This is a genomic window from Streptomyces sp. NPDC090499 (assembly GCF_044769305.1).
Taxonomy (GTDB): domain Bacteria; phylum Actinomycetota; class Actinomycetes; order Streptomycetales; family Streptomycetaceae; genus Streptomyces.
Window position 1 is genome coordinate 153,507 of record NZ_JBIVXP010000003.1, and the last position, 19,742, is coordinate 173,248.

21 protein-coding genes are annotated in these 19,742 nt (G+C 70.4%); 7 read left to right on the forward strand and 14 right to left on the reverse strand.

The genetic code is table 11. The features are described 5' to 3' along the window. Positions 1 to 85: 85 nt before the first annotated feature. The 8 genes from ACIQVL_RS12665 to ACIQVL_RS12700 form a co-directional block, all read right to left on the reverse strand. Positions 86 to 1,069 (reverse strand): substrate-binding domain-containing protein, encoded by a 984-nt coding sequence (locus ACIQVL_RS12665; protein ID WP_403438041.1) that lies wholly within the window; start codon positions 1,067 to 1,069, stop codon positions 86 to 88. Between the two features lie 252 nt (positions 1,070 to 1,321). Then, the gene (locus tag ACIQVL_RS12670; RefSeq protein ID WP_403438043.1) at positions 1,322 to 2,314 is read right to left on the reverse strand and encodes a hypothetical protein; all 993 of its coding nucleotides are present in this window, start codon (positions 2,312 to 2,314) and stop codon (positions 1,322 to 1,324) included. Positions 2,315 to 2,385: 71 nt separating this feature from the next. Next, positions 2,386 to 4,875 (reverse strand): hypothetical protein, encoded by a 2,490-nt coding sequence (locus ACIQVL_RS12675; protein WP_403438046.1) that lies wholly within the window; start codon positions 4,873 to 4,875, stop codon positions 2,386 to 2,388. Next, a complete protein-coding gene (gene pstS / locus ACIQVL_RS12680) occupies positions 4,875 to 6,590 on the reverse strand; it encodes a phosphate ABC transporter substrate-binding protein PstS (protein ID WP_403475291.1) in 1,716 nt (571 codons plus the stop codon). The genes ACIQVL_RS12675 and pstS overlap by 1 nt, the downstream gene beginning before the upstream one ends. Further along, positions 6,587 to 7,846 carry a phosphate ABC transporter permease PstA gene (pstA, locus tag ACIQVL_RS12685; RefSeq protein ID WP_403438051.1) on the reverse strand — a complete coding sequence of 420 codons (1,260 nt, stop codon included), beginning with the start codon at positions 7,844 to 7,846 and terminating at the stop codon, positions 6,587 to 6,589. The genes pstS and pstA overlap by 4 nt, the downstream gene beginning before the upstream one ends. A gap of 102 nt (positions 7,847 to 7,948) precedes the next feature. Beyond that, entirely contained in the window at positions 7,949 to 9,010 is a 1,062-nt protein-coding gene (gene pstC / locus ACIQVL_RS12690; RefSeq protein ID WP_403438053.1) for a phosphate ABC transporter permease subunit PstC, read from the reverse strand. Positions 9,011 to 9,162: 152 nt separating this feature from the next. Continuing rightward, complete coding sequence (locus ACIQVL_RS12695) at positions 9,163 to 9,495, reverse strand: hypothetical protein (RefSeq protein WP_403475292.1); 333 nt, start codon at positions 9,493 to 9,495, stop codon at positions 9,163 to 9,165. A gap of 386 nt (positions 9,496 to 9,881) precedes the next feature. After that, positions 9,882 to 10,856, reverse strand: a complete 975-nt coding sequence (locus tag ACIQVL_RS12700) for a zinc-binding alcohol dehydrogenase family protein (protein ID WP_403438055.1) — start codon at positions 10,854 to 10,856, stop codon at positions 9,882 to 9,884. A 103-nt stretch (positions 10,857 to 10,959) separates the two neighbouring features. On the opposite strand from ACIQVL_RS12700, the gene ACIQVL_RS12705 reads away from it, so the two are divergent. Then, positions 10,960 to 11,292: an ArsR/SmtB family transcription factor gene (locus ACIQVL_RS12705; RefSeq protein WP_403438057.1), complete on the forward strand. Its 333-nt coding sequence runs from the start codon at positions 10,960 to 10,962 to the stop codon at positions 11,290 to 11,292. 21 nt (positions 11,293 to 11,313) lie between these two features. Here the strand turns inward: ACIQVL_RS12705 and ACIQVL_RS12710 are convergent, their stop codons facing one another. Continuing rightward, positions 11,314 to 11,769 carry an ATP-binding protein gene (locus tag ACIQVL_RS12710; protein ID WP_403475293.1) on the reverse strand — a complete coding sequence of 152 codons (456 nt, stop codon included), beginning with the start codon at positions 11,767 to 11,769 and terminating at the stop codon, positions 11,314 to 11,316. 234 nt (positions 11,770 to 12,003) lie between these two features. Here ACIQVL_RS12710 and ACIQVL_RS12715 point away from each other — a divergent pair, with 234 nt between their 5' ends. The 3 genes from ACIQVL_RS12715 (at position 12,004) to ACIQVL_RS12725 (ending at position 13,863) form a co-directional block, all read left to right on the forward strand. After that, complete coding sequence (locus tag ACIQVL_RS12715) at positions 12,004 to 12,855, forward strand: helix-turn-helix domain-containing protein (protein WP_403475294.1); 852 nt, start codon at positions 12,004 to 12,006, stop codon at positions 12,853 to 12,855. A 10-nt stretch (positions 12,856 to 12,865) separates the two neighbouring features. After that, positions 12,866 to 13,048: a DUF397 domain-containing protein gene (locus ACIQVL_RS12720; RefSeq protein WP_403475295.1), complete on the forward strand. Its 183-nt coding sequence runs from the start codon at positions 12,866 to 12,868 to the stop codon at positions 13,046 to 13,048. Between the two features lie 77 nt (positions 13,049 to 13,125). Next, the gene (locus ACIQVL_RS12725; RefSeq protein WP_403475296.1) at positions 13,126 to 13,863 is read left to right on the forward strand and encodes a phosphotransferase; all 738 of its coding nucleotides are present in this window, start codon (positions 13,126 to 13,128) and stop codon (positions 13,861 to 13,863) included. A 4-nt stretch (positions 13,864 to 13,867) separates the two neighbouring features. On the opposite strand, the gene ACIQVL_RS12730 is transcribed toward ACIQVL_RS12725, so the two are convergent. Then, positions 13,868 to 14,509: a nucleotidyltransferase domain-containing protein gene (locus ACIQVL_RS12730; RefSeq protein WP_403475297.1), complete on the reverse strand. Its 642-nt coding sequence runs from the start codon at positions 14,507 to 14,509 to the stop codon at positions 13,868 to 13,870. 174 nt (positions 14,510 to 14,683) lie between these two features. Between ACIQVL_RS12730 and ACIQVL_RS12735 the strand changes: the two genes are divergently transcribed. Then, positions 14,684 to 15,448, forward strand: a complete 765-nt coding sequence (locus tag ACIQVL_RS12735; RefSeq protein WP_403475298.1) for an SDR family NAD(P)-dependent oxidoreductase — start codon at positions 14,684 to 14,686, stop codon at positions 15,446 to 15,448. On the opposite strand, the gene ACIQVL_RS12740 is transcribed toward ACIQVL_RS12735, so the two are convergent. Genes ACIQVL_RS12740 through ACIQVL_RS12750 form a run of 3 tightly spaced genes read right to left on the reverse strand, consistent with a single transcriptional unit; the run spans position 15,435 to position 17,077 of the window. After that, positions 15,435 to 16,061, reverse strand: a complete 627-nt coding sequence (locus ACIQVL_RS12740) for a TetR/AcrR family transcriptional regulator (protein WP_403475299.1) — start codon at positions 16,059 to 16,061, stop codon at positions 15,435 to 15,437. The two genes, ACIQVL_RS12735 and ACIQVL_RS12740, sit on opposite strands and share 14 nt — an antisense overlap. A 43-nt stretch (positions 16,062 to 16,104) precedes the next feature. Then, positions 16,105 to 16,434 carry a branched-chain amino acid transporter permease gene (locus tag ACIQVL_RS12745; RefSeq protein ID WP_403475300.1) on the reverse strand — a complete coding sequence of 110 codons (330 nt, stop codon included), beginning with the start codon at positions 16,432 to 16,434 and terminating at the stop codon, positions 16,105 to 16,107. Next, on the reverse strand, positions 16,427 to 17,077 hold the full coding sequence (locus ACIQVL_RS12750; protein WP_403475531.1) for an AzlC family ABC transporter permease: 651 nt from the start codon (positions 17,075 to 17,077) through the stop codon (positions 16,427 to 16,429). Before ACIQVL_RS12750 ends, ACIQVL_RS12745 begins: the two co-directional genes overlap by 8 nt. Positions 17,078 to 17,304: 227 nt before the next feature. On the opposite strand from ACIQVL_RS12750, the gene ACIQVL_RS12755 reads away from it, so the two are divergent. Continuing rightward, positions 17,305 to 17,721 (forward strand): Lrp/AsnC family transcriptional regulator, encoded by a 417-nt coding sequence (locus ACIQVL_RS12755; protein ID WP_403438465.1) that lies wholly within the window; start codon positions 17,305 to 17,307, stop codon positions 17,719 to 17,721. Between the two features lie 184 nt (positions 17,722 to 17,905). On the opposite strand, the gene ACIQVL_RS12760 is transcribed toward ACIQVL_RS12755, so the two are convergent. Beyond that, positions 17,906 to 18,598: a PH domain-containing protein gene (locus ACIQVL_RS12760; RefSeq protein ID WP_403438076.1), complete on the reverse strand. Its 693-nt coding sequence runs from the start codon at positions 18,596 to 18,598 to the stop codon at positions 17,906 to 17,908. A 193-nt stretch (positions 18,599 to 18,791) separates the two neighbouring features. Here ACIQVL_RS12760 and deoC point away from each other — a divergent pair, with 193 nt between their 5' ends. Beyond that, entirely contained in the window at positions 18,792 to 19,742 is a 951-nt protein-coding gene (gene deoC, locus ACIQVL_RS12765; protein ID WP_403475532.1) for a deoxyribose-phosphate aldolase, read from the forward strand.

Sequence of the window (19,742 nt, forward strand, 5' to 3'; positions counted from 1 at the left end):
CGCGGGGTCTGGGTCGTGGATGGATACGCCGACAGGGCCGGACACCCGTGGGGTGCCCGGCCGTTGCGCGGCTACTGGACGGTGATCAGCTCTCGCCCTTGAGGGTCGTGCTGCCGCAGTCGCTGCCGAGGGTGCCGAAGCCGTAGTCGGTGATGACGCTGGTGTTCGCGCAGACCTTGGAGCCGGTGCCCACGAAGGTGTCCGCGATCACCGAGTCCGACAGCTTGGCGGTCGGAACGACGTTGTAGACGTTCCGCAGGTAGGGGAAGGAGAGGTTCAGGGAGAGGTCGTCCTCGTTCCGCGGGGCCTGGCCCTCCACGGAGCCGAGCACGGCGTCACCGCGGCGGTCGTCCACCACGGAGGTCTCCTGGGCCGTGTACTGGGCCACGGAGTACGGGAAGATGTCGCCCGCGCTGTCGATGACCGAGCCGTCGTTCTCCTGGATGGAGGAGTTCGTGGTGACGCAGGAGCCGGGGGTGGTCACGCCGATGGAGCTGAGGAAGAAGGCGCGGGTGCCCGAGGCCGACTGCGGCAGGATCGGGGTGAGCGTGACACCATTGAGCGAGGTCAGGCTGCAGGTGTAGATCGCCTGGAGCTGCGCGGTCGTCAGGTTGTCGGGCAGCGCGCTGCCGGCCTGCTTCACCCAGGACACGGCGTCCTTGGCGTACGGGATGAAGGTCAGGTCCGTGGTGGTGGTGTTGTTCGGGCCGCGCGAGGAACGGGCGAAGTCCACACAGCCGGTGCCGCCGTCCAGAGCGGTGTTCAGCGCGGTGATGCCGGCGCCGGAGCCGTCGGGGCGGTTGATCGTGCAGCTGCCGGTCGCCTTGGTCGTGATCGTGGAGGAGCCGGTGGCGTTCCACGAGGCGATGACCTTGCCGTTGCTGTTCGTGATCGCGTTACCCAGAGCGTTCATCACGTCCTGGGTCGTGTCGGAACCGACACCGGCCAGCTGACGGTAGTCGGTGGCCGAGCTCGGGTCGGCGTAGGCGGCGGGGGCGGCCAGGGCACCCAGGCCCAGGGCGACCGTACCGACGGCGGCACCGATACGCACGCGGGACTTGACGTTCACTTGATTTCTCCTCCGTTGAAACGGATCGAGCAATGGACGTGCAAGCAAATCCGGATTCTTTCTTTCGCCACCGACCCGTCGGCCGGCCACGCAGAACAATTCCTCAGACTCGAACCAGCGACCACAAAATCCAACCGGTCTTCAGGTTACGAGTCCGTTTCCTAGGTGAATCCAAGGGAATTCGCCTGACGGTGCACGGATTCCCCGGGGCATGAATACGTCCCGGGGAATCCGGTGATTATGGGGTGGTGATCACTTCTCTCCCTTGAGGGTCGTGCTGCCGCACTCACTGCCGAGGGAGGCGAAGCCGTAGTCGGTGACGACGCCGGTGTTCGCGCAGACCTTCGAGCCGGTGCCCACGAAGGTGTTCGCGATCACCGAGTCCGACAGCTTGGCGGTCGGGAAGACGTTGTAGACGTTCCGCAGGTAGGGGAAGGAGAGGTTCAGCGAGAGGCCGTCCTCGTTCCGTGGAGACTGACCGTCCACGGAGCCGAGCACGGCGTCACCACGACGGTCGTCCACGACGGCGGTCTCCTGGGCGGTGTACTCGGCCACGGAGTACGGCGCGATGTCACCTGCGCTGTCCAGGACCGTGCCGTCGATCTCCTGCATCGCGTCGTTGGGGGCCTGTACGCAGGAGCCGGGAGTCGGCACACCGATGAAGGAGAGGAAGCTGCCCCAGCGGTTGTCCACCCCGGCGCCGCCCAATGGCAGGATCGGAGTGATCCGGACACCGTTCAGCTCGGTCAGAGTGCATACGTAGATCGCCTTTAGCTGAGCTGTCGACAGGTTGTCCGGCAGGGCACTGTCCGAGCGCTTCACCCAGGACACGGCGTCCTTGGCGAAGGGGACGAAGGTCAGATCCGTGGAGTTGGTGTCGGACGGACCACGCGAGGAACGGGCGAAGTCCACACAGCCGGTGCCACCGTCCAGGGCGCCGTTCAGGAAGGCGATGCCACCCCGGTCGCCCTCGGGTCGTGTGATCGTGCAGGAACCGGTCGCCTTGGTCTTGATCGTGCTGGATCCGGTGGCGTTCCAGGACGCGATGACCTTGCCGTTGGAGTTCGTGATCGCGTCGCCCATCGCGTTCATCACGTCCTGGGTCACTGCGGAGCCGACACCGGCCAGCTGACGGTAGTCGGTGACCGGATTGGGGTCCGCGTAGGCGGGAACGGCCACAGCGCCCAGGGCCAGCGCCAACGCACCGGTACAGGCGCCAGTGCGCCGGCGAGACACGACTTTCACTCGGGTTCTCCTCCGTGGAAATAGGTGGAGCAGGAAAGGCGAGGGAATTCACGGAACCGGATCCGCAACACTCAGCCGCCGGCCGCCCGACGGGCCGAGAGTCGGAGCATGACCGGCCCCGCGAGCGCGGCTACTCCACCCGCGACCAGGACACCCAGCAGCACCCAGCGGATCAGGCCGAGCACCTCCGCCGGTGTGGAGCCGCCGGACTGGGCCACGTTCTGCTTGGCAGGGTCGGTCTCGCTCGGGGCGGTGGAGGGCTGGGCCGTGTCCGACCCACCGGCACCACCGGCCGCGGCGCCCGACGTCCCGGCGGAGTCGCCGCCGGTGCCAGTGCCGCCGTCCGCGCTGCCGCCTGCCGCGCCGCCGCTGCCGGTGCCGCTCAGGTCGTCGCCGCCTCCGGACGTACCACTGGACGACGGGTCCGCGTCCGGGGCGCCCTTCTCCAGCCTGTCGGCGGCCTGCTTCGCCTGCGTACGCATGGCGGCGGGCAACGGGGCGTACCCGTAGGGCAGTTCACCCTTTGCGGCGCCCTGGGTCTGCCCCGCACCGGCCGCGTAGCGCATCACCTTGGCGTAGTCCTGGCGGGCGTCCTTGGCCTGGTCGAGCGAGGACGCCGCGTAGACCACGGCGGTCAGCGGGTAGGCCCCGTCCTTCATCTTCGCGGGGTCGGACGTCTTGACGCCGGCCACGTCAGAGTCGGGCATCTCGGCGACCGCCTTGAGCAGGGACGCGTTGGTCGGCGTGATGTAGTCCCCGTCGGCGTTCGGCAGGGCGGCGGCGCCCAGCTGGTAGCGCACCGCGGAGGCGTTGTCGACGATGCCGTACTGACGCTGGTTCGTGGGGATCGGACGGGGTTCGGCCGACAGTCTCGGCAGCGGATCGCCCGACGCGCACGTGTACGCGGTGCCGATGGAACCGCGGCGTACCTTCAGCGCCCCGTCGTGCATGTCGTTGACATAGGGGACCACGTCCTGCGCGGTGCGCATCACGTTGCCGGTCAGGCAGACGACCTGTGTGGGCGTGAGATCCGTCTTGGGGAAGAAATCCAGGGAATCCGATATGACCCCGTCCTTGTAGGCAGGGTTCACCTTCATTCCCCAGGGGTCTTTCTTCCCTTCGATGAACTCCTTCGCGTCGGAGTCCGCCAGAATGTATTTCCATACCAGTCGGGCGGAATCGGTGTTGTCCGCGGTGACGGCCAGACCCAGCGGGGCATTGACGGCCGCCTGGCCCTCAAGACCTGGATTCAGCTTGAGGAATTCAGGGTCCTTGACGATGGACTCCGGGTTGCCGGCGAGGTAGTCGGGAACGCCGTCGCTCGGCTGGGTCACACTGAAGGGATAGGACTGGGTGAGCACCTTGGCCAGCAGTCTCTGATTGAGCTTGAGCTCCGTCAGCGGCAGCTGCTCATTGTGCGGGTCGTCGCCCGTTCCGGTCGTGTGCGTGTACATCCAGACGAAGCCGATCGTCAGGCCGCTCACCGCGACCGGCGCGTGCACCACCTGGGCCTGCCCGTCGACCGGCTCGACGGGATCCACCGTCAGGGCGAGCCCGGCCTCCGAGTCGCCCGACGTCACGGCGGACCTGGCCTGCCCCTCGCCGGACTGGGTGAAGTTGAACCGGTAGGTCCCGGTCTCGCACAGCGCGGTCTGCCATGACGTGATGGCGTCGGTGGCCAGTTCGGACCCCATGATCCCGCGCTCGGGCTTGTCCGGGTCGCAGTTGTCCGCGATCGGCGCGAAGCCGAGCCGGAACACGATGCGCTGGTCCCAGTTCGACTGGCTGAGCGAGGAGGTGACCTGGGCACCCCCGGTGTGCGTCCGCCCGTTGGGGTCGTGGGTGCCGCGGGGCACGACCACCAGCCAGCACGGCTGGATGCCGCCGGCCGACGTGGTGCGGGCGCCGCAGCCCAGGGCGGGTTGTTCCACAGCCGACTTCAGCTCGAACGAGATGTCGCCGCCGCCGTCCCCGTCGTTCGGCATGAACGGGTCAGCGTTGGTGTCCCCGTCGGTGAAGTACGTGGTGTCGGTGGGGCCCGCAGTGGGGTCCCCCTGCCCCTCGACCGGCTGGAACGGCACATAGTGGGTGCCGTTCTTGTCGACCGGGGTGGAGGAGTCGGACTCCAGCGGGTCATGGCCCGAGGTGTCACCCTGGGCCACGGCCCGGCCGTCCCCGTTCTGCCCGCCCGCCGCCAGTCCGAACTCGCACTGGGTACGGTCCGGCCCGGAGTCCGCGTCGCCCCAGCACTGCATGACCGACAGGAAGTTGGTCTCGGAGTTGGTGGACGGCTCCCCGCCCGTCCACGTCACCCGCACGCCCTGCCCGGTCAGGTCCTTCGTCTGGTGCACGGTGACCTTGAGATCCGAGAAGTCGTCCCCGTACACCCCCTTCGCCCCGCTCTTGGTCACGGCCGAGCTCTCTGCCGTGGCCGCGTGCGCCTGGTCCGCCCCCCTGGGCAGTGGCAGCACCGCCAGCACCAGCGCGGAGAGCAGGCACCCCACCCCCGCGGTCACCCGGCGCCGGCCGGGCGACATCCGTACCGTCGTCGACCGTCTCATCACAGCTCCCCCTTACGGCGGCGCGAACGTCCCGCGAGCAGCCGCGCGGTGAGCGGTGGCCCCACGACCACCGCGACGAGCAGGACGGCGGACAGCGCCATCAGGGCGCCGCGCATCCCGAGACTGTTGTCGGAGGCGAGGGCGACGGGGTTGGCGGCCACGTTCGAGTCACCGGTGCTCGCCCCGTCGCCGCTGACCACCTCGCCGGTGTCGGGGTCGATGCTCGCCCCCGAGGTACCGCCGGCGGCGGCACTGGCGTTCGCGTCGGGCTTACCGTCACCGTTCGTGTCGGTACCGCCCGTGCCGCTGCCGCCCGTGGCGGAGGAACCGCCGGACGACGAACCGCCGGAGGAGGACCCGGAGCCGCCCGAGGAGCTACCGCCCGTCGCGCCCTGCTTCACCGGGGTGTCGGTGCCCGCGGCGCCCGCCGTGCCGGTGGTGCACTGCGTCGGCCCCTTCTTGTCGCAGGACTTGGGGTACGGGGCGTTCTTGATCAGGGTGTTGACCCCGCCGGAGAAGGTGGGGTTGCGGCAGGTGTTGATGTTGATGCTGCTGGTGGGCGCGCCCGGCACCTTGCGGAGCTGGTCGAAGCCCGCCTGGACGAGGTTCTTCGGCAGCGGCGAGTAGCCGAGGTCGTCCGCCTGCTGCTGGCCGTCGCAGAGGAAGTAACGGCCGAACGTGCCCAGCGAGTTGCCCTTGGCCGCGGTGAAGCCGGACTCCACCTTCGTCGGCAGGATCATGTAGCTGTAGCTGGACAGCGGGTAGGTGCGGGCGTCGGCGTTGGTGTAGACGCCGTCGAGGATCTGGGTGAGGTAGTTGGCCGAGGCCTTGTTCTCGTTGATCTCGGCCTTGGTCAGCGCCACCGCGACGCTCGCGGCGGTCGGCTCGACGTAGTAGCCGTCCTTGTTGAGCACCTTGGCCACCGGGAAGCCGGTGTTCTTGGCGTAGGAGTACTCGACGTAGGTGATGGCGCCCTCGCCGGAGGGCTGGCGGACGTGGCCGGAGACGCCGAGCGAGCCGGACTTGGCGATCATCGCGGAGCCGCTGAGCAGCGGGTAGTTGGAGGTCATGCCGCAGTTGGCGCTGCCGCGGCCGGTGCGCGAGCAGTAGTCGGCCCACAGGGAGCCGTACTGCTTGGACATCCACATGGTGAACTGGGCGCTGGTGCCGGAGCCGTCGGAGCGGACGACCGGGACGATCGCGCGGGCCGGCATGTTCAGGCCCGGGTTGTCGGCGGCGATCGCGGGGTCGTTCCAGCGGGTGATCTTCCCGGTGAAGATCTTGGTGACGACGTCCCCGGACAGCCGGAGGTTGGTCACCATCTTGCCGTTGATCTTGAGGTTGTACATGAACGCCGTACCGCCCGCCACGATCGGCATGTAGGCGTAGCCGCGGCTCGGCGGGGTGTCGGTGACGCCCTGTTCCTTGAGGCCGTAGGGGATCTCGGAGACCGCGAAGTCGACGGTGTTGTTCTTGAACTGCTCACGGCCCTGGGAGGAGCCGTTGGCGGTGAAGTTGACCGTCATGCCGTAGTTGGCCTTGACGTTGCGGACCCACTGCTGGACGGCGTTGGAGCTCCAGGTCGAACCGGAGCCGGTGATCTTGGCGTAGGAGGCCGCGGCGGCGGGCTGCGGCTGGACGGCGAACAGGGCGCACAGCAGGGACACCAGTGACAGCGCGGTGGCCGCCAGACGGAAACGAGTGGCGGGTTTCACGACGAACTCCCGGAATCGGATGCGACAGGGGTGGTGACGGGGTCGGCCGTCGGGCGGCGCTCGGCGAATCGACGCGCGTCACGCCGGGACGCGAGGACGCGCCGGTGTTCCTGACGGCGGGTGAGGTGGCCGGGGCCCCGGCCGCCGAGGATGCGGGCGGCGACGAACAGCAGCAGCACCAGCGCCATGAGCAGGGCCGCCGTACCGAAGCCGCGCGAGATCATGTTCGGCTCGGGCGACTTGACGAACTCGAAGGTGACCAGCGGCAACGAGACCATCGGGTCGTGGAAGGGGTTGAGGTTGAGCTCGTTGGTGAAGCCCGCGGTCAGCAGGACCGGGGAGGTCTCGCCGATGCCGCGGGCGGTGCCGAGGATGACGGCGGTCGTCAGGCCCGAGCGGCAGGTCGGGAGCACCACGTGCCAGACGGTGCGCCAGCGGCTCGTGCCCATCGCGTAGCTGGCCTCGCGCAGGGTGCCGGGGACCAGCCGGATGACGACGTCGGCGGCCCTGATGATGATCGGCAGCATCATCACCGAGAGGGCGAGACCGGCGGCGAGACCGGACTGGTCGAGGCCCAGGCCGAGGATCACGGTGGCGTAGATGAACAGACCGGCGACGACCGACGGCAACGCTGTCATCGCCTCGACGATGGTGCGCACGAACCGGGCGTAGGCGCCGGGCACCTCGTTCAGGAACACCGCGCAGACCAGCCCGGCCGGGACGGTGATCAGCAGCGCGATCGTGATCATGATCAGGGTGCCGGCCGCCGCGTGCAGGGCGCCGCCCACGCTGAGCGGCTGCAGCGGGCCGGCCAGCTCCATGCTCTGGGTGAAGAAGTTCAGGTGCACCAGCGCCTTGCGGCCCTGGACGAGCGCGTAGAGGACGACGAACGCGAGGATCACCACGAGCAGCAGACCCATCGACCGGACGAGCGCCGCCGCGATCCGGTCGACGATCGCGGGCCCGTCCTCGTCGAAGGAGACCAGCAGGGCGTACACCAGCAGGAAGAGGACGTACGCGACGACGACGAAGCCGACGACGCCGTTGAACGGCAGCAGCCAGTGGAACAGCAGCCAGGTGATCGACAGCGCGGCGGTGGCGGCTCCGACCATGGCGTACACGTCGGTGGCGTGCAGCTGCGTCAGGGCGCGGCGGCGCTCACCGGCCGGATCGGCGCCGCGGGCCGGGCCCGGCAGCGTGGTTCCCGGGCGTCCGGTCGCCTGACGCGCGCCGGGCGCTTCAGGGGCAACGGTCATGGTCGCTCATTCCTGTGTGGCGTACCTGTGTGGCGTACCTGTGCGGCGGAGGGGACTTGCGGGCGCCGTGGGGGGTTGGCGATACCGGGGCGGAGAGGCTCATCACGCGTCGCTCGCCGCGCCCGAGCGGGAGCGGGCGACGATGGAGGAGGCGGCGAAGTTGACGATCAGCGTCATGACGAACAGCGAGAAACCGGCCGCCATCAGCGCGGACATGCTGAACTCGCTGGCCTCGCCGTACCGCAGGGCGATCAGCGAGGAGACCGAGCTGGTACCGGACTGCAGGATGTGCCACTGCACCTGGAAGGTCACCGAGATGATCATGAAGACGGCGATCGTCTCGCCCAGCGCCCGGCCGAGCCCGAGCATCGTGCCGCCGATCATCCCGCCGCGCCCGAAGGGCAGCACCACGCTGCGGATCATGCCCCAGCGGGTGGCGCCGAGCGCGTAGGCGCCCTCGCGCTCGCCGGCGGGCGCCTGCGAGAAGACCTCGCGCATGATCGAGCAGATGATGGGCGCGATCATCATGCCGACGACGAGTCCCGCGATGAACGTCGAGGAGGTGTAGATGCTCTCGGGCGCCAGCGGGTCGTTCGGGTCGGCGCCCTGCACGTCGAAGACGGGGATCCAGCCGAAGTAGGTGGAGATCCAGCGGGCGATCGGCAGGACCTTGTCCTGGAGGAAGAACACGCCCCACAGGCCGTAGACCACCGACGGCACGGCGGCCATCAGGTCGACGACGCTGATCAGCGTCCGGCGCAGCCGCGGCGAGGCGTACTCGGCGATGTACAGCGCGGCGCCGGTGGCGAGCGGCACGGCCACGGACACCGCGACGGTCGCGATCAGGATGGTCCCGACGATGACGGCGGCGATGCCGAACTTCCCGCTGCCGGGCTCCCATTCGGCGGTGGTCAGGAACGACCAGCCGGCCTTGTCGAGCGCCAGCCAGGCCCGGTAGAGCAGGAAGCCGCCGACGAGCAGCATCACGGCCAGCACGAGACCGCCGCCGGAGCGCAGCACCGCGCGGAACACCCGGTCGGGCAGTCCGGGGTCGGCGTACAGGCGTCGGCGTACGTCGGGGTCGCCGACGTCGGCTCCGGCGTCGACGGAGCCGACGCCCGCGATCACGGGCTGCGGCTGTCTGGTTCTTCTCAGCGAAGGCACGGACCCGACACTCCGTGTCATCGGTTGACATGCACATCCTGAGGTGTGAACTACGGGTTCCCTAAGGGCAACATCGGTCCCGGCCGTGCAGGCATGCCTCACCCCCGACCAGGGCCTCTCCAGGCCCGGTTGACGTGCGGCTCAACCCTGGCTCACTCGCCCCATAACTCGGGCCCGGCATATACCAGTTCGGCGATCATCGTGCGGAACCGGTCGTAGGACGCACGGCAGGTGGCATGCCGCTCGTACGTCCGTGCCGAGCCGGCCAGATGGCGGCCGGAGTCGTCCCAGACCACCCACACCCAGCCACCGCCGTCGGATCCGTGCTGCACTCCGCCCCCCGTACGGGAGTGCAACGCGCACATGCGATGGAACGCGGCGCGGCATCGGGCATGGGTGTCGTGCGAGGTGAGCGACACCGCGACCGATCTCCCGTTCGGCGCCACCAGGCGCCAGCCGAACCTGCCCTGCCCGTCGATGTCCACCTGGCATCTCATGCCCGCTGCCCCGGCGGCAGGTCTTGCCGCCCTCTCGGACCGCTCCATGTCCCACCCCCGCCGCCCAATAGGTAAGTAAAATCCGCAGGTACGGCACTCTGGGGCGGCAGCAGCAATCTACTGAGACACGGGTGACGACGCCCGGACAAAACTGACTGCCGAGGCCACGCTTCATGTAGAGGTATCCCCTAGGTAACCCGTAGGCAAGACACAGAGAAAGCGCTCCCACCCGGACCGGGACAACGTTGCCAATTGGGGCGCCCGTCGATACCCCGCGGTACAACGGGCGGGCGCCTGGGCGCACTTCGGCTCCGAGCTCCCCCGCACGGACCGGACGTGGCCCCGCGGTGTGCGAGGGTTGGCCCGGCTCCCCCTCAGCCCGCGACCCGCAACAGGAGCTTCCCCGTGCTCGTCCGGCCGCCCATCAGGCGGTGCGCCTCCGCCGCCTCCGCCAGGGCGAACTCGGCCGTGACCGGCAGGGTCACCGTGCCGTCCGCCGCCTTCGCGAAGGCCCGGGCGGACAGCTCCCGCAGCACGTCGGGCGCCGTCTGGGCCAGCGACAGGATGGAGAACCCGGCGACCGACAGGCCCCGCGGATACAGCTCCGCCTGACCCGCCGTCCAGGCCGGTTCCCCGCTCGCGTTGCCGTAGGAGACCAGGCGGCCGAAGCGGGCCAGGGACGCCAGGCTCGCGCGCAGCGTCCTGCCGCCGACGGGGTCGAGGGCCAGGTCGACGCCCCGGCCGCCGGTGGCCTCCCGGACCTGCTCCTCGAAGTCGCCGACGAAGACCTCGTCGTAGCCATGGTCCCGCGCGTACGACGCCTTCGCCGCGCCCGACACCACGCCGTACACCGCGCCCGCGCCCGCCGCCCTCGCCAGCTGCCCGGCCGCCGTGCCGACCCCGCCCGCGGCACCCTGCACGAGGACGGTCTCGCCGGGCTGGAGGCGCCCGACGGTGTGGACGAGGGCGTACGCCGTGGGCAGGACGGACGGGAGCGTGGCCCCGGTGCGCAGGTCCGCCCCCGCCGGCAGCGGGAAGACGGTCGCCGCCTCCGTCACGACCACCTCCGCGTAGGCGCCGCCCTGCGTCAGCGCGGCCACCTCCTGGCCGACGGCCAGGTCCGTGACACCGGCGCCGAGGGCCCTGACCCGGCCCGAGACCTCCAGTCCCGGACGGAACGGCAGGCCCGGCACGCGGTAGCCCTCCGAACGCGCCTTGAGGTCGGCGAAGTTCACGCCCACGTACGCCACGTCGATGCTCACCTCACCGGGGCCCGGCTCGGGGACCGCCGCCTCGACGGCCTTCAGGACCTCCGGACCGCCGTATTCCTGGAACTCGACCGCACGCACGGCACACACCCCTCGACAAGTGTTCAACACGAATCGAACACTTGGGAGTGTATGGTTTTCATCGAACACTCGGCAAGCGGAACACGGCGACGAGGAGGACAGAATGACCGGCACGAGCCACCGGGCCGCCCCCGCGCACACCCACCCCGACGAGGTGCCCGTCCTCACCGCGCTCGCCGCCCTCGCCGACCCCGTACGCCTCTCGCTCGTGCGGGAGTTGGCCGCCGACGCCGACTGGTCCCGCAGCTGCGGCAGCTTCGACGTACCCGTCGGCAAGGCCGCCCTCAGCCACCACTTCTCCGTACTGCGGGCGGCCGGTCTCGTCGAGCAGCGCGACGAGGGGCCGCGCCGGGTCAACCGCCTGCGCCGAGCGGAGTTCGAGGCCCGCTTCCCGGGGCTGCTCGACCTCGTCCTGCGGCCGGAGCCGCACCCGTAGGACCCGGCACGAGGATGTCCGTCAGGGACTCCCCTTCCCGCCCACCTCGAACCAGAGCAGCTTCCCGGTACCGCGCGCCGGCGGGCCTTCGTCAAGAGACCAGCCGCCCCAGCGGTCGGCGTACGCCTGCACGAGACACAACCCCCGCCCGCCCTCGGCGTCCGCCGGCACGACCGGAACACGATCCCGAGGCGGCTCACCGAAGGGGGCGGGAATGCGCGGATGGCCGTCCCAGACCCCGACCCGCAGCCGTCCGTCGGCGAGGGCGGTGAGGCGCAGGGAGACGGGCCCGCCGCTGTGCAGGTACGCGTTGGTGACCAGTTCGGAGGTCAACAGCTGCACGGCGTCGAGGACTTCGCCTCTCCCGTGGCTGTCCAACACGGACCGTACGGTCATACGTGCGACACGTGCGGCGCGGGGGTCATGGGGCAGGCGGAGGGCGTACACCCAGGTGTCGTGCGGGGCTACGGTGACCATGAACGGCTCCTACGGTGGGAGGACCTGGTTCACTCGACAACCGACCGGGCGGTGGCAGTGCCGCGCACGGACAGGGCGGCGCGGTGCGCTTCCGGCTTGTGGGGCGGGTGTTGAGCGGCTTGGGCTTCACCGTAGCGGCGGCAGTAGAATGGTTTCTACGAAATCTGCCGATACATGCGACGCTGCACTCGTGTGGGTGACCGTGTACGACGCAATGCGAAGGAGCGGAAGAGCATGCCGCCACGGCAGACACCCACGGCGCGACAGCTGCGCCTGGGCGCCGAGCTGCGCAAGCTCCGCGAGAAGACAGGTCTCACCGCCCGGGAAGCCGGCGAGATGATCGGCGCGAACCAGGCGCGCATCAGCAACATCGAGACGGGCCGCTTCGGCCTCAGCGAACAGCGCGTCCGCACACTCGCCGACAACTACGGCTGTACGGACCCGGCCCTGATCGACGCACTCGTGGCCATGGCGAGGCACCGGGACCGCGGCTGGTGGGAGGAGTACCGAGGCACTCTGCCTCCTCACTCACTGGACCTTGCGGAGATGGAGCACCACGCCGTCGCCCTGCGCGTGGCCCAGGTCATCAACATCCCCGGTCTGCTCCAGACCCCGGAGCAGGCCCGGACACTGTTCCGCCAGGTGGTCCCCGAGTTGCAGCCGCACGACATCGAGTACCGCATCTCCCATCGCATCAAGCGCCAGGCCGTCCTCCACCGCGAGCGACCGACCCCGTACACGGCGATCATTCACGAGGCCGCTCTGCGCATGCGGTTCGGCGGCCGGGATGTGGCCCGAGCGCAGCTGGACCACCTGACGAAGATGAGCGAACTCCCGCATGTCACCGTGCGGGTGATCCCGCTCGACGGCACCGCGTTCCCCACGGTGGGCCACGGGCTCGACTACGCCTACGGCCCCGTCCCCGCCCTGGACACAGCGCAGCTCGACGCCGCACACGGCAGCGAACTCATCGATTCTGTCGCACAGTTGACCAAGTACCGACTCATCCTGGACCGCATGCAGGAGTCCACCCTGACGCCCGAGGATTCCCGCGACCTCATCCACCGCATCGCACAGGACACCTGAAAGCCGAGCCATGACCGCACTCAACTGGCACAAGTCCACATACAGCGAGGAAGCTTCCTCCTGCGTCGAGATAGCCCCCACCCCGACCACGATCCACATACGCGACTCCAAACACCCCTCCGGCCCCCACCTCACCCTCCGGCCCACCGCCTGGGCGGACTTCGTCAGGCATGCGGCGCAACCGGGCAACTGAGCGCGGGGCGGTCGGTCCTTGTCACCGGGCCTCCGGGAACCGGGCGTTCAGAGGCGGTGATCGGGCAGGGTGGGTGGATGCATGAGTCGCCACTGCCCGGAGGTTTCGTCAACGCGGTCGTCCGGGTCGGGGACACCGTGCGCCGTCCGGCCTCGGCTCGTACGGAGTTCGTCGGTGAGCTGCTGAGGTTGCTCGAAGCCGGTGGCTGGCGGGGTGCTCCGCGGTATCTCGGCATCGACGACGAGGGCCGTGACGTCCTCACCTACCTCGACGGCCATGTGGCGTGGGAGCCGCGGCAACCCGCTTCCGTGTCGTCCGACGAGAGTCTGGTGGCGGTCGCCCGGCTCGTGCGCGAGTTCCACGACCTCACGGCCGGCTCCTCCCTCGCCGGAGACCAGGAGGTCGTGTGTCACAACGACCTGTCGCCCAAGAACACCGTCTACCGGTTGTCCCGTGGCGAGCTTCGGCCGGCGGCGTTCATCGACTGGGACCTTGCCGCGCCGGGCGCGCGCATCCACGACATCGCTCACGTCTGCTGGCAGTACCTCGGCCTGGGCCCTTCGGTCACCGACGTCGAGGAGGCGGGCCGGCGCATGACACTGATCGCCGACAGCTACGAGTTGCCGGACCGGCAACATCTCGTGCCCACGATCCTGTGGTGGCAGGACCGTTGCCGGCGGGGCATCGAGGCGCAGGCCGACGCGGGTGACGTCGCCATGGCCCGGCTCCGTGACGCGGGAGCGGTGAGGCAGATCCAGGCGGCCCACCAGTGGGTCACCGATCACCGGGACGCGTTGGAATGCTCCGTACGGTGAGGGCTCACCGCACGGCCAGCCCCGCCAGCCAAGGGTGTCCGGGATACATGCGCGTCAGCCACGCGCTGAGAACGTCCCGCCGTGCCGGACCCAGCAGCGGCAGCACCCCGTCGAAGTCGGCGTGGTCCTTGGGCCGTGGCTCCTTCGCCTTGAACAGCAGCACCAACTCCGGGACCAGGTAGGGGATGCCGTCCGCCGTCCGTTCGACGACCGCGTCGTACGGCAGCCGCAGGGTCTCGTCCCGCCGGCAGATCCAGGTCCCGCCCTCGTGCGGCTCGCGGAAGACGTCGAAGAGGAACCGGCCGCTCGCCGGATCCCGTACCCAGGTCTGGTGGGTCGCCGCGAGTACCGCGTCTCCCGCCGCTGCCCAGACGCGCCCCGAGCCCGCCGCGTCGAACGCGTACTCCGGGAAGCGGTCGCGGACCTGCGCGAATCCCGCCATGGGTACGGCGATCTCCAGGTCGCCATGGGGCCGCGACTGCCCGCCGCGGAACAGGTCCAGCGCCCACCCCGCCGCGACGCACCAGGGCACGCGGACCCCGGCCAACCGCTCCGCGACCTGTTCGGGCCGCCAGGCGTCCGCCCAGCGGGCGGCCAGTTCGTCCGCGCCGAGAGCCGCGCCGCCGGGCGGCAGAGAGTCGGTCATCGGCACAACGTACCGCCGCGTGATCACCCGTCGGCCGTCCAGGTCGCCTGCCGACGTGGGCCCGCAGGCACCCGGCCGGGTTCGGGCTACCGCTTTCTGGACTTGCTGGTCCATTTTCCTCGGCGCACAGTGGGCCGCGTCCGACGGGGAAGTGAGTGACACGGAGGGTTGATCATGGCCATGCGGCTGGCAGGCAGGACCGCGCTGGTGACCGGTGCGACCAGCAACATCGGGCGGGCGATCGCGGAGGCGTTCGCGGCGGAGGGCGCGCATGTCGTCGTCTCGGGGCGGAGTGCGGGGCGTGGGGCGGAGGTGGTGGACGGGATCCGCGCCCTCGGCGGACGTGCCGACTTCGTGCGGGCCGACCTGGACGGCAGCGCCGCCGCCTCGCGGGCGCTCGCCGAGGAGGCGACGCGGGTGCTGGGCGGGCGTATCGACGTGCTCGTCAACAACGCGGGCATCTATCCCGGCGACGCGACCACGGCCACCGACGAGAGGACCTTCGACGAGGTCTACGCGGTCAACGTCAAGGCCCCGTTCTTCCTGACCGCGGCCGTCGCGCCCGCCATGGCGGAGGCCGGGGGCGGGGCGATCGTCAACCTGGGGTCCTGGATCGCACGCCTCGGCATCCCCGTCGGTGCGCTGTACAGCTCCACCAAGGGGGCGATGGAGACGCTGACCCGGGCCTGGGCGGCGGAGTTCGGGCCGCGGGGGGTGCGGGTGAACGCGATCTCGCCGGGTGTGGTGCTGGCGGCGGACGCCGAGGACACCGGGGTCGCCGCGGCCATGATGAAGGGGACGCCGGCGGGCCGGATGGGCACGCCGGAGGAGATCGCGAGCGCGGCGGTGTATCTGGCGGCCGAGGAGTCGTCGTTCGTGCACGGGATCGTGCTCGACGTGGACGGCGGCCGTACGACCGCTGCGGTCATCGCGGCGTAGCCGCCCCCGCGGGCTCCAGATCGCGGCGCAGGTCCGCGATCCCCTGGTCGAGGGCGGCGCGGAGGTGGGCGGAGTCGCCCGTCGACAGCAGGATCGACACCCCGCCCTGGATCGCGGCGAGCAGGGCCGCGGCCCGCGTGTCCACGTCCGCCTCGGCCCGGGGGCCGCCCGCCGCCCGCACCGCCCGGATGCCCGCCGCCAGGTACTCCTGCCAGCGCTGCATCAGCTCCACCACGATCGCCCGCGCCCCCGGCGTCGAACGCCCGACCTGGAGGAACAGCGAGCCGAGCGGACAGGTGTCCCCCTGGGCCTCGTAGCGGGTGATCACCACGTCCCGCCACCGGGCCCAGTCCTCCCAGGACTCGATGCGGCCCAGATACGGCTGCTGGTCCTCCAGCACCTGCTCCGCCTCGAACCGCGCGACGGCCAGGAGCAGTTCGTCCTTGCCTTCCGGGAAGTAGTGGAAGAGCTGGCTCTTGCTGGTGCCGGTCCGCGCCATGACGTCCTCGAGGGTCGCGGAGCCGACGCCCTGTTCCCGCAGCACCTCGGCGGCCCCCTCGACGATCCGGCGCCGGGTGGCCCTCCCCTTGGCCGTCAGTTCCTTGCGTTGCATCGCCCGACCTCCGCGCAGTGGACCGTACAGTCCACCGTAGGGCTCAGCCGGCGAAGACGGTGCTGGCCAGGGCCACGCTGACGACGGTGCCGCCGATGATGCTGAGCAGGGCGTTGCGGCGCCACAGGTGCAGTCCGACGGTGACCGCGAGCGCGGCGAGGGGCGCGGTGACGCGGGGCTGGGTCAGCGGCAGGTCGCGCAGGCAGTAGACGAAGAGGATCACCATCACCCCGGCCGGCATCCGGGCGCCCAGGTAGCGGACGGTCCTGCTGGCCCGCAGCGAGGCCAGCACGGTGAAGGGCAGCGCGCGCAGCGCCCAGGTCACGGCGGCCGAGACGGCGACGGCCAGCAGCAGGTAGCGGGTGTCATGCACGGGACTCCTCCTTGCGGCTCCGGACCTTGCGGCTCCGGACCAGCAGCGCGGCGGTGAACAGGGTGAACGCGGCCAGCAGCAGCTGACCGGGCAGGACCAGCCGTGCGACCAGGGCGCTGAGCAGTGCCAGGACCGGGGTGGGCAGGTCGTCGCGGCGCTCCCGGACGGCGTCCAGGGCGAGTACGGCGAACAGGGCGGTCATCGCGAAGTCCAGGCCGCCGACACTGTCGGGCACGGCCGAGCCGAGCAGGGCGCCGACGGTGGCGCCGCCGACCCAGTACGACTGCATGAACAGCTGCAGCCACAGGATGCGGGCGCCGGACCAGGACCGGGCCCGGTCACCGGCGGTCAGGGCGTAGGCCTCGTCGGTCAGGGCGAAGGTGCCGTAGGCCTTGCCGAGCGGTCCGGGTATGCGGTCGAGGGGAAAGGACAGCGCGTAGAACACGTGCCGGACGTTGACCAGGAACGCGGTCAGCGCGACCGTCGCCAGCGGGGTGACCGCGACCGCGAGGCCCACCAGCAGGAACTCGAACGAGCCCGCGTAGACGACGGCGGTGAACAGGCTCGCGCACCACCAGGGCAGGCCGGCGTGGGTGATGAGCACCCCGAAGGCGAGGCCGAGCGGGAGCAGACCGAGCCCCACGGAGGCGGAGTCCTTCAGGGCGGCGACGGCATCCCGGCGCGGGCCCTGACCCGCCGGGGGCGGAGGCGGGGCGGCGGGGACGGGGCGGGGAGGATCGCCCGCGGCGACCGAAACCGTACGCATACTGAAATTTTAGGCGGATTGTCGCCACATATGGTTTCCAATAATTCCCGTAAGCTGATGACGTGCGCAATGAAATAAAGCTGGATGCCGTCGACCGGGAAATTTTGTTTCATCTGCGCCAGGACGGGCGCCTGAGCAACGTCGACCTGGCCAAGCGGGTCGGCCTCACCCCGCCGCCGTGCCTGCGCCGGCTGAAGCGGCTGGAGGACGCCGGGGTCATCGCCGGCTACCGCGCCGTCATCAATCCGGAGGCCGTCGGCCGAGGACTGGAAGTCATGATCGACATCGAGGTCTCCGCGAACGACCTGAAGACCATCGAGACCCTGGAGGAGACCCTCTCCTCCTACGAGGAGGTCGTCGAGTTCCGCCGGATGTACGGCCGCCCCGACTACTTCCTCCGCGTCGCCGTCGCCGACGACGCCGCGTACAACACCTTCCTCACCGGCAAGCTCACCGGCCTCCCCGGCATCCTGCGCGTCGAGTCCCACCTGACCATGAAGAAGATCAAGACCGAGGACTGAGGCGCCACCGGGCTTCTCGACACACCCCCTGGGGACACGCGAACCTCTCCACCCACGGCACCGCCCCCCCAGGGGCGCTGGGGGTACCCCCGGCCGAAGGCTGGGGGAGGAACTGCGCGAGCACCCCCCACCGGGCCGCACCCGGCCGACGACCCGCACCCGCGGCCCTACCCCCACCACGGCGCTACCCCACCACCAGCAGAATCGTCAGCAGCACCGCCCCCGCCACCGCCGGCGCAGCCACCTCGTACGCCCACCGCACCGTGACCTCGCCCTGCGCCGACTCCGCAGGCCCCCTGTTCTCCAGCATCTCCCGCAGGTCGTCCATGACCTTGTCGGTGTCCGCCCGCATCGGCCCGCCGTCGTGCTCGGACTCGCCCCGCCCCCCGGCGCCGCCGAACCCACCGAACCCGTCGAAGCCACCGAGCCCGCGCCCGCCGAATCCGCCCGATCCCGACCCCGTCCGCCCGCGCCGCGCGTCCGCCGCCGACTTCGCCTGCCGCCGTGCCGCCTTCTTGCGGCCCCGCAGGGACACCGGGATCGCCCACAGCTGGTACTTCGTGCCGGACTTGACGACCACCTCGTTCGAGAACCCGGACCGCAGCGAGGCGATCTCCCCCCAGGGCAGCGTGATCACCCGGAACGGGTTCCGCACCCGCAGCCTGTCCTCGCCCGCGAACACCGCGGGGCGCAGGGTGAACGCGACGATCAGCGGCACGATGAGGATGAGCGCGGCGAGGGCCAGCCAGGGGGTGTGGCCGTGCCCCCGGACCAGCGCGTCGATGCCGAGCCAGCCGACGATGACGAGGAGCAGTACGCCGCCGATCAGCGCCTGGGGCGATCGGTAGATGCGGTCCTTGACGAGGGGCGAGGTCATAGGGCCGATTCTGCCTCAGGCGTGCGCCCGCGCGCCGCGGGGTGTGCGCCCGGTGCGCGGGCGCGGATCGTCAGTGGTTGCTCGCGCAATCCCCCGCGCCCGTTTCAGGGGCGTGACGTCACCGGCTCCAATGAAGAACCGTTCCCTCGGGGTGTACAGCCGCTACGCGCGTAGATATGCTCGGCTGGTGACCATGCCCACCACCGCACCCCACGCACTTGCTGACGTCACCGCGTCCGACAGCACGCTGCGCCGCTTCCTTCACGGGCTGCCCGGCGTCGACGCGGTCGGCCTGGAGGCGCGTGCCGCCTCGCTCGGCACCCGTTCCATCAAGACCACCGCGAAGGCGTACGCCATCGACCTCGCCATCTCGATGGTCGACCTGACGACGCTGGAAGGCGCGGACACCCCGGGCAAGGTCCGGGCGCTCGGCGCCAAGGCGGTCCACCCGGACCCGACGGACCGTACGACGCCCGCCACGGCCGCCGTCTGCGTCTACCCCGACATGGTGGCCACCGCGAAGGCGGCCGTCGCCGGCTCGTCCGTCAAGGTCGCCTCCGTCGCCACCGCCTTCCCGGCCGGCCGCGCCGCGCTCGACGTCAAGCTCGCCGACGTGCGCGAGGCCGTGAGCGCCGGTGCCGACGAGATCGACATGGTCATCGACCGGGGCGCGTTCCTCGCGGGGAACTACCTGAAGGTGTACGACGAGATCACCGCCGTGAAGGAGGCCTCGGGCGCCGCCCGCCTGAAGGTCATCTTCGAGACCGGCGAGCTGTCGACGTACGACAACATCCGCCGGGCCTCCTGGCTGGGCATGCTCGCGGGCGCCGACTTCATCAAGACGTCGACCGGCAAGGTCGCGGTGAACGCCACCCCCGCGAACACCCTCCTCATGCTGGAGGCCGTGCGCGACTTCCGGGCGCAGACCGGCGTCCAGGTCGGGGTCAAGCCCGCCGGCGGGATCCGGACCAGCAAGGACGCGATCAAGTTCCTCGTTCTCGTCAACGAGACCGCCGGCGCGGACTGGCTGGACAACCACTGGTTCCGCTTCGGCGCCTCCTCGCTCCTGAACGACCTGCTGATGCAGCGTCAGAAGCTGGCCACCGGCCGCTACTCCGGCCCCGACTACGTGACGGTGGACTGA